This is a genomic window from Clostridium sp. HBUAS56010 (genome assembly GCF_007115105.1).
GTDB lineage: Bacteria > Bacillota > Clostridia > Lachnospirales > Lachnospiraceae > Lacrimispora.
In genome coordinates this window covers 27,236-34,737 of the sequence record NZ_SULJ01000017.1, presented here as the reverse complement: position 1 = coordinate 34,737, position 7,502 = coordinate 27,236, and the positions used below count along the sequence as shown (strand labels likewise).

The 7,502-nt window shown below is 40.2% G+C and carries 8 protein-coding genes; all 8 read left to right on the top strand.

Annotated elements, in window-relative coordinates; translation table 11 throughout:
* The first annotated feature begins 243 nt into the window (after nucleotides 1–243).
* Entirely contained in the window at nucleotides 244–846 is a 603-nt protein-coding gene (locus tag FAY33_RS17975) for a cytidylate kinase-like family protein (RefSeq protein WP_347562720.1), read from the top strand.
* 110 nt (nucleotides 847–956) lie between these two features.
* On the top strand, nucleotides 957–1,595 hold the full coding sequence (locus FAY33_RS17970; protein WP_243126825.1) for a L,D-transpeptidase: 639 nt from the start codon (nucleotides 957–959) through the stop codon (nucleotides 1,593–1,595).
* A gap of 149 nt (nucleotides 1,596–1,744) precedes the next feature.
* Complete coding sequence (locus FAY33_RS17965; protein ID WP_143322612.1) at nucleotides 1,745–2,920, top strand: aminotransferase class I/II-fold pyridoxal phosphate-dependent enzyme; 1,176 nt, start codon at nucleotides 1,745–1,747, stop codon at nucleotides 2,918–2,920.
* On the top strand, nucleotides 2,917–3,396 hold the full coding sequence (locus tag FAY33_RS17960) for a VanZ family protein (protein ID WP_143322611.1): 480 nt from the start codon (nucleotides 2,917–2,919) through the stop codon (nucleotides 3,394–3,396). The genes FAY33_RS17965 and FAY33_RS17960 overlap by 4 nt, the downstream gene beginning before the upstream one ends.
* Nucleotides 3,362–4,108 (top strand): tRNA pseudouridine(38-40) synthase TruA, encoded by a 747-nt coding sequence (gene truA / locus FAY33_RS17955; protein ID WP_143322610.1) that lies wholly within the window; start codon nucleotides 3,362–3,364, stop codon nucleotides 4,106–4,108. The genes FAY33_RS17960 and truA overlap by 35 nt, the downstream gene beginning before the upstream one ends.
* A gap of 24 nt (nucleotides 4,109–4,132) precedes the next feature.
* On the top strand, nucleotides 4,133–5,311 hold the full coding sequence (locus FAY33_RS17950; RefSeq protein WP_143322609.1) for a cation diffusion facilitator family transporter: 1,179 nt from the start codon (nucleotides 4,133–4,135) through the stop codon (nucleotides 5,309–5,311).
* A gap of 76 nt (nucleotides 5,312–5,387) precedes the next feature.
* The gene (locus FAY33_RS17945; RefSeq protein WP_143322608.1) at nucleotides 5,388–5,966 is read left to right on the top strand and encodes an RNA polymerase sigma factor; all 579 of its coding nucleotides are present in this window, start codon (nucleotides 5,388–5,390) and stop codon (nucleotides 5,964–5,966) included.
* Nucleotides 5,967–5,974: 8 nt separating this feature from the next.
* A complete protein-coding gene (locus FAY33_RS17940; protein WP_143322607.1) occupies nucleotides 5,975–7,399 on the top strand; it encodes a hypothetical protein in 1,425 nt (474 codons plus the stop codon).
* Nucleotides 7,400–7,502: the final 103 nt, after the last annotated feature.

The window sequence follows — 7,502 nt, the reverse complement described above, 5'->3', positions numbered from 1 at the left end:
GCTCTACATACAAAAGATAAGGGCAGGTTTCCGATTTTCGGAAGCCTGTTTTTCCGTTTATAAAAAGATTAAGAATTTTATTTTTGGATAAATGGAAAAAACTGTGTATAATAGAGTTAAGGTGTACAGGCATATGAAAATATGGTAAAATTTAGATATAGAATCCTTATATTATGAGGTTGGGCTAAGAATGTATTTCTTATGACTGCAAGGTAAGAGAAGGAGGGACGTACTTTGGACAAAGTGATAACAATAAGCAGAGAGTTTGGAAGTGGCGGCAGGGAATTAGGAATCAGGCTGGCAAAAGAACTTAATATTCCGTTCTATGATAAAGAATTGATTGCCCTATCAGCGGAGGAGTGCGGGCTGACAGAGGAAAAGTTTCTGCATTATGTTGAAAAAATACCCGTATTACAGAAGTCTTTGGCTGAACAGAGGTATACACCTTTTTCCCTTTCTTATGAGGTTCCTATGTCGGATCAGGTTTTTCTGGCACAGACTCGTGTCATTCGTAAGCTGGCAGAACAGGGGCCTTGTGTGATTGTTGGCCGTTGTGCAGACCGGGTTCTCGACGACAGTATTAATCTTTTTATTTATGCGAATATAGAAAAACGCATGAAACGTATGGATTTACTTGATACAGGCATAGAGCTGCAGACAATGGAGAATAGAATCCGGGAGGTTGACCGGAAGCGAAAGGAATATTATCAGTATTATACAGGCTGTGAGTGGGGAAAGGCACAGAATTATCATCTTTGCCTTGATAGCGGTTCCACTGGAATTGAAGGATGTTTTCAGACAGTAATGGCTTATATTATGTGTTTTGAAGGAACGAGCCGGGATTAAAGAACTGGTGCAAAGAAGTATGTCATATTTAATGAAGGGACAGGCAGTTTAACCATGGAGTCCATAACAAAGGAAATGTACAATAAAAGGAAAGGTGTAATGTAGGAAACATGAATGAGATTATGAATCGTATAGGGAAATATTTAAGTCATCGTAAACGTCTGGCATGTGGAATGCTTATTTTAATAGTTGCCGCATCTCTAAGCATTCCTGGATATGCAGGTCAGGAATCAAAACCCATATCAGGACCTGGTGCCAGACTCTCTGACCACGTTAAAACTACAAATGGTGTAACCATATATGTGAGTAAACGTCTGAAAACTCTTTCTCTCAAACAAAATGGTGTACTGATTGCAGAGTATCCAGTTTCTTTAGGTGCCTCTTCAGCGGAAGGGAATAAAAAGGTAGAGGGAGATATGAGAACGCCAAGCGGAGAATTTTACGTTTGTACCAGGAATGATAAGAGTGTGGCTTATCTTTCCCTTGGTCTTTCTTATCCGGCAATTAAAGATGCGGAAAGAGGATATGCAGATGGCATTATAACAGCAGATCAGCGGGATGAGATCATAAATGCCAATCTTGAAGGCAGACAGCCGCCCTGGGATACGCCTCTTGGTGGGGCTATTATGATTCACGGTTGCAGAGTTCCTGATGGTGATACCCATGGATGCGTAGCTGTTGATAATGATGTAATGGATGTGCTATGGAGTTATTGTAATTTAGGCGTTCCTGTAACGATAGGACCTTAAATAATTGAAGAAAGAAAAGATATACCCCCAATGTGCAGTTAAGAGCGCTTTGGGGGACTATTTTAATAGCTGTCCTTGTGTTATAATGCCCTTTGTACTATAATAACTTACATTATAAAATTACGAAAAGACAGAGGTAGAAGAACCCAATGGATTTTTCAAATCGAATGGACCGTTTTGGAGAAGGAATTTTTTCTAAGTTGCTGGAGCTGAAGCGGCAAAAGCAAGAGCAGGGAGAAGAAGTAATTGATTTAAGTGTAGGAACACCCAATATACCGCCTGCAAAACATATCAGAGATGCTTTGTGCGATGCAGCAGCGAAACCGGAAAATTACATTTATGCAATCCGTGATCAGAAAGAACTTCTGGAAGCAGTTGCCGTCTGGTATAAGAAAAGATATAGAGTCAATCTTAACCCTGAGTTGGAGATTTGTTCTCTATTAGGTTCTCAGGAAGGTTTGGCTCATATTGCCTTATCCCTTGTGAATGAAGGTGATATTGTTCTTGTGCCAGATCCCTGTTATCCAGTTTTTGCAGATGGACCTGTACTGGTAGGAGCAAATCTTTTTTACATGTCTCAGAAGAAAGAAAATGATTATATAATTGACCTATCTGACATTCCCAAAGAGGTTGCAGAGCAAGCAAAATTCATGATCATTTCTTATCCCAATAATCCGACTACTGCAATCGCTCCCGATTCTTTTTATGAGGAGCTGATTGAGTTTGCAAAGAAATATAATATTATTGTTCTTCACGACAATGCTTATAGTGAATTGGTTTTTGATGGAACAGAATCAGGAAGTTTTCTAAGGTTCCAGGGCGCAAAAGAAGTTGGTGTAGAATTCAACTCACTTTCCAAAACTTATGGACTGGCAGGAGCCAGAATCGGTTTTTGTGTTGGTAACAGAGAGGTAGTTGAAAAATTAAAGGCTCTAAAGTCGAATATGGATTATGGAATGTTTCTTCCTATACAGAAAGCCGCTATTGCAGCCATAACAGGGGATCAGTCCTGTGTGGAGTCTACCAGAAGAGCCTATGAAAAGAGGAGAGATGTTCTTTGTGACAGCTTTTATCGGATTGGCTGGAAGTTTGAGCGTTCTAAGGCGACCATGTTTATTTGGGCGGAGATTCCAGAAGGTTTTTCTGATTCAATGGAGTTTACCGTAAAATTAATAGAAGAAGCAGGTGTTCTGGTGACTCCGGGAAGTGCATTTGGACCATCGGGAGAAGGTTTTGTCCGTATGGCACTGGTTCAGGATGAGGAGGATTTGAAAAGAGCCGCAGATCTTGTGGATAAATGCGGTATATTGAGGAAGCATAGATGAAAAGGAAGCATTTATGGATTATAGTTGTAGTATTGTACATTTTGTTTATATATTCCAATTCCATGAAAGTTTCAGCAGTTTCATCCGAAGATAGTGGAAGAGTCTTACAGATTATTCAGGAGATTTTTCAAAAATTTCAATTAAATGCGGGATGGCTGACGGAGCATATTATTAGGAAGACGGGACATTTTTTAGAATATTCAGTTTTAGGTGTATTGCTTTATGGCTGTATGAGGTCCCTGGAATTAAAAAGAGAAATACGGTGGTCAGTTCATATTATAATTGGTTTTTTGGTACCGTTTATTGATGAGACAATTCAATTGTTTATAGAAGGCAGGTCAGGACAAATTTCGGATGTGTGGCTGGACTGCGGCGGAATTGTTTTTGGAACGTTATTTACTATAGGTTTTTTATTAATTTCCAAAAGAATGGAGAATACACATGTTAAAAAATTATCGAATAGACTTAGAATATGATGGAAGCCGTTATGATGGATGGCAGAAGCAGGGGAATACAGACAAGACCATACAGGGAAAGATTGAAAGTGTCTTAGAGAAAATGACTGGAAGCCCAGTAGAAGTTCACGGATCAGGAAGAACCGATGCGGGAGTACATGCTTATAATCAGGTGGCTAATTTTCATGTTGATGAGAGTTACGCAGAAAAGGAAATAACAGAATATCTCAATCAGTATTTACCAGAAGACATTTTTGTAAAAGATACTGTTCGTGTGGCGGATCGTTTCCATAGCCGTTTGAATGCCGTTGAAAAGACTTATTTGTATCGGATTGAGATGTCACAGAAAAAACGGGTATTTGAAAGAAAATATATCTACGGTTTTGGAAAGACCCTTGATGCAGAAGCTATGAAAAAGGCTGCATCCATCCTTTTAGGAGAACATGATTTTAAGAGTTTTTGCGGAAACCGCAAGATGAAGAAGTCTACAGTCCGTACCATAAAAAGAATTGATGTGGAGGAACAGGGAAGCCGTATTCAGATACGTTTTACAGCAGATGGTTTTTTATATCATATGGTAAGGATTCTGACGGGAACTTTGATTGAAGTGGGGGAAGGAAAGAGAAAGCCGGAAGAGCTTATGGAGATTATGTCAGCAAAAGACCGGAGTAAGGCTGGGTTTACCGCTCCTTCGGAAGGGCTGTTTTTGGAGAAAGTATATTATAAAGATTAGGAGAGAAGCCAGAGAGGGAGAACTATGACTGAATTTTTGGTGAAGATTTTCGTTAAAGATTACAAAAATACAGAAGATATTCAGGTGCGTACCCGGTATGGATTGATGGCAAGTACGGTAGGAATCTGCTGCAATATTCTGCTGTTTTGTGCCAAGTTTTTCGCTGGTATTTTAGTTAATAGTATTTCTGTCATGGCTGATGCCTTTAATAATCTATCGGATGCTGCTTCTTCGATTATTGGATTTATTGGAGTGAAGATGGCTGGGAAACCGGCAGATGAAGATCATCCCTTTGGACATGGAAGGGTGGAATATATTGCGGCGTTTATTGTGGCATTCCTTGTTATACAGGTGGGATTTTCCCTATTTAAAACTTCATTGGGTAAAGTGCTGCACCCGGAAGAAATGTCATTTAAGTTTATAACCCTTGTGATCTTGTTCCTTTCTGTGTTTGCAAAGCTGTGGCTGGGATTTTTCAACCATACGCTGGGAAAACGAATACAATCGTCTGTTATGAAAGCAACTGCTGCCGATTCTATTGGCGATGTGGTTACTACTTCTGCGACTATTTTATCAGTTGGAGTTTATGGTATATGGGGGCTTAATATTGACGGTTTTGTGGGTCTTGTCGTGTCAGTAATTGTTATGCTGGCAGGTGTTAATATTGCCAAGGAGACTCTGGCTCCTTTAATCGGAGAACCGATTGACCCCAAACTTTATCGTGAGATAACAGAATTTGTGGAAAGTTATGAGGGAATTGTTGGAAGCCATGATTTAATTGTCCACGATTATGGTCCATCAAAGAGCATGGCCTCCATTCATGCGGAAGTTCCAAATGATGTAAGTGTAGAAATATCCCATGAAATTGTGGACCGGATTGAAAGAGAAGCCTTAAGAAAATTTGGAATTTTTCTGGTTATCCATATGGACCCGGTAGAGACTAAGAATGAAAGAGTTTTGGAATTTGGCAGTATGCTGGAGAATGTGATTCATGGGATCGATGCACGGATAACCTTTCATGATTTTCGCCTGATTGATGGAAAAGACCAGATCAACTTGATCTTTGATCTGGTTTTCCCCAGGGAGTATAATAAAAAGAAAAGAGATTGGTTAAAAGAAGAAATTATAAGAAAAGTAACTGAAACGGATAAACGGTGCTGTTTGATCATAACGGCAGAAAGCGGTTTTGGAGTGGAAAAATGAGGAAATAAATATTTTCCAATTTATGCAATAAGATGACAGCAAACCGCATTAACTTAGTAGAAAGGAAATCGGAACCATGCTTTTTATGGGATTGATGAGCCTTGACGGGCCTGTATATTATGGCCGTTTGAGCGACGAGAGACTTCTTCATAAAGTCGCAGAGGGTGACCAGGAGGCATTTCGGCAGCTATATCAGAATACAGATCGTGCCATGTACAGTTTTATTCTGTCCATTGTAAAGAATCCCCAGGATGCAGAGGAAATCATGCAGGAAGCTTATTTAAAGATATGGACTTCTGCAAAAAGCTATAAATCCCAGGGAAAGCCGTTAGCCTGGATGTTTACGATTGCACGGAATCTATGTTATATGAAATTCCGGGAACAAAAACATGATTCAGATGTAACAATAGATGATTTAACCGGGCAGGAAGCTGGTGAAGTATGCCGGGAGATAGAAATGGCGGCAGATAAGATGGTACTTCTGGCTGCTCTTCAGATTTTAAAAGAAGAGGAGCGAGAGGTGGTTTTGCTTCACGTTTCTGCAGGCATGAAGCACAGGGAGATTGCTTCCAGTCTAAAGATTCCTTTGGCAACGGCACTTTCAAGATATAACCGCGCTATTAAAAAACTGGAAAATTATATGAGAGAGGAGTAGGCTTTGATATGAATCAACATAATCGCAGACAATTAAATAAAGAACAGATCGAAGCCTGCTTAAAGTCTGCTACTTTGGATCTGATGCCGGATGTTTTGGATCAGATTGATTTAAGCACTCCTCAGGAAGATGATAAAAGCCCGGTAAAACCAGTGTTTGCAATCAGGCAGAGAGTGATCGCTACATTAATTGCAGCTTGTTTTTGTATGATTGCACTGGCTGGAGGGACATATACATACCAAAACGGAAGAGTGGATTCCGTAATTGGAATTGATGTAAATCCCAGTGTGGAACTATCGGTAAACAGAAGCAACAGGGTTCTTTCTGCAAAGGCTTTGAATGAAGATGCCAGAAATATTATGGATCAAATGGATTTAAAGGGTGTGGATTTAAATGTTGCAGTGAATGCAGTTATTGGTTCCATGGTAACTCATGGATATCTGACTGATGTGGATAATGCGATACTGGTTACCGTTGCCAATGACAGTGTAAAGAAGGCCAAAGATCTGCGTTTTGCTGTGGTGAATGATATTCAGAGTACCCTGGAGGAGAGACAGTTAAAGGCGGTTGTATACGATCAGCAGGTTGTTGAAGAGGATTCCGTGAAGAAACTGGCTTCTGAATATGATATATCTTATGGAAAAGCGTATTTTCTAAGAGAATTAATTGCCCAGAATCAATCCCTGACGATAGAAGATATGAAGGAACTGTCATCTCTATCTATGGAAGAGATTGCGAGGGTTATCACGGAGCGTTCCTATGCGGTAGGAGGAAAGACGGGAGTAACCGAAGAGACCACAGCAGATCATAAGATTGCCGCCTCAGAAGAGCAAAAGACAGAAAGTCGTACAGAAGTTGTTTCTGCAGAGGAGACAGCACCGGTTAAACCGGTTGAGGAAACTCAGATCCAGACTCCGGTGCAGACAACGCAGGCACAGACAATACCTTCGGAAACTGCCCTGGCTTCTTCGGGTGAAGAAGCGAATTCTGATGAGAGCAATTCAAATGAAAAGGTAAAGATAGACTATGTAGACTATGAGAATGGTCTGGTCATGGTAAACTTTAAAACAAAGGTGAAGTGGAAGAATCCAACGGTTTCCGTAAAGGACCAGGATGGAACTGTCTATTCCGCTAAGGTTTCTTATACAGATTCAGAGTATTGTGAAATTAATGTAACCGGATTGGAACAGGGAAAGGAATATACGTTCCTTCTTGGCGGTGTATCACCGAAGATCGGAAAACCGGTAACAATAAAAGGAGTGTTTGAGACTCCGGTAGTCGGTGATTCTGATAACGAGGAGTCCGAAGACTTAGAAGAATCCGAAGAAATTAAAGAGACCAAAGATACAACAAATACTTCAGAAGAACACCCAGTCAGTTCTGTTCCGGCTGAGACGGTTAATCAGCAACGTGGCAATGAAACCACCTCTTAGAAGCAGGTGTCTTAGGACACCTCTTTTTGAGAGACATTTTACGCTGATTTAAAAAAATAAAATAGGGCTTGACCAAACCTAAAAAGGGTAGTATAATACATTC

What these genes read in the sequence shown, in the direction of transcription:
- FAY33_RS17960 (WP_143322611.1), top strand. Translation starts at nt 2,917, where the DNA reads ATGAAAAGGAAGCATTTATGGATTATAGTTGTAGTATTGTACATTTTG.
- truA (WP_143322610.1), top strand. Translation starts at nt 3,362, where the DNA reads ATGTTAAAAAATTATCGAATAGACTTAGAATATGATGGAAGCCGTTAT.
- FAY33_RS17965 (WP_143322612.1), top strand. Translation starts at nt 1,745, where the DNA reads ATGGATTTTTCAAATCGAATGGACCGTTTTGGAGAAGGAATTTTTTCT.
- FAY33_RS17940 (WP_143322607.1), top strand. Translation starts at nt 5,975, where the DNA reads ATGAATCAACATAATCGCAGACAATTAAATAAAGAACAGATCGAAGCC.
- FAY33_RS17945 (WP_143322608.1), top strand. Translation starts at nt 5,388, where the DNA reads ATGCTTTTTATGGGATTGATGAGCCTTGACGGGCCTGTATATTATGGC.
- FAY33_RS17970 (WP_243126825.1), top strand. Translation starts at nt 957, where the DNA reads ATGAATGAGATTATGAATCGTATAGGGAAATATTTAAGTCATCGTAAA.
- FAY33_RS17950 (WP_143322609.1), top strand. Translation starts at nt 4,133, where the DNA reads ATGACTGAATTTTTGGTGAAGATTTTCGTTAAAGATTACAAAAATACA.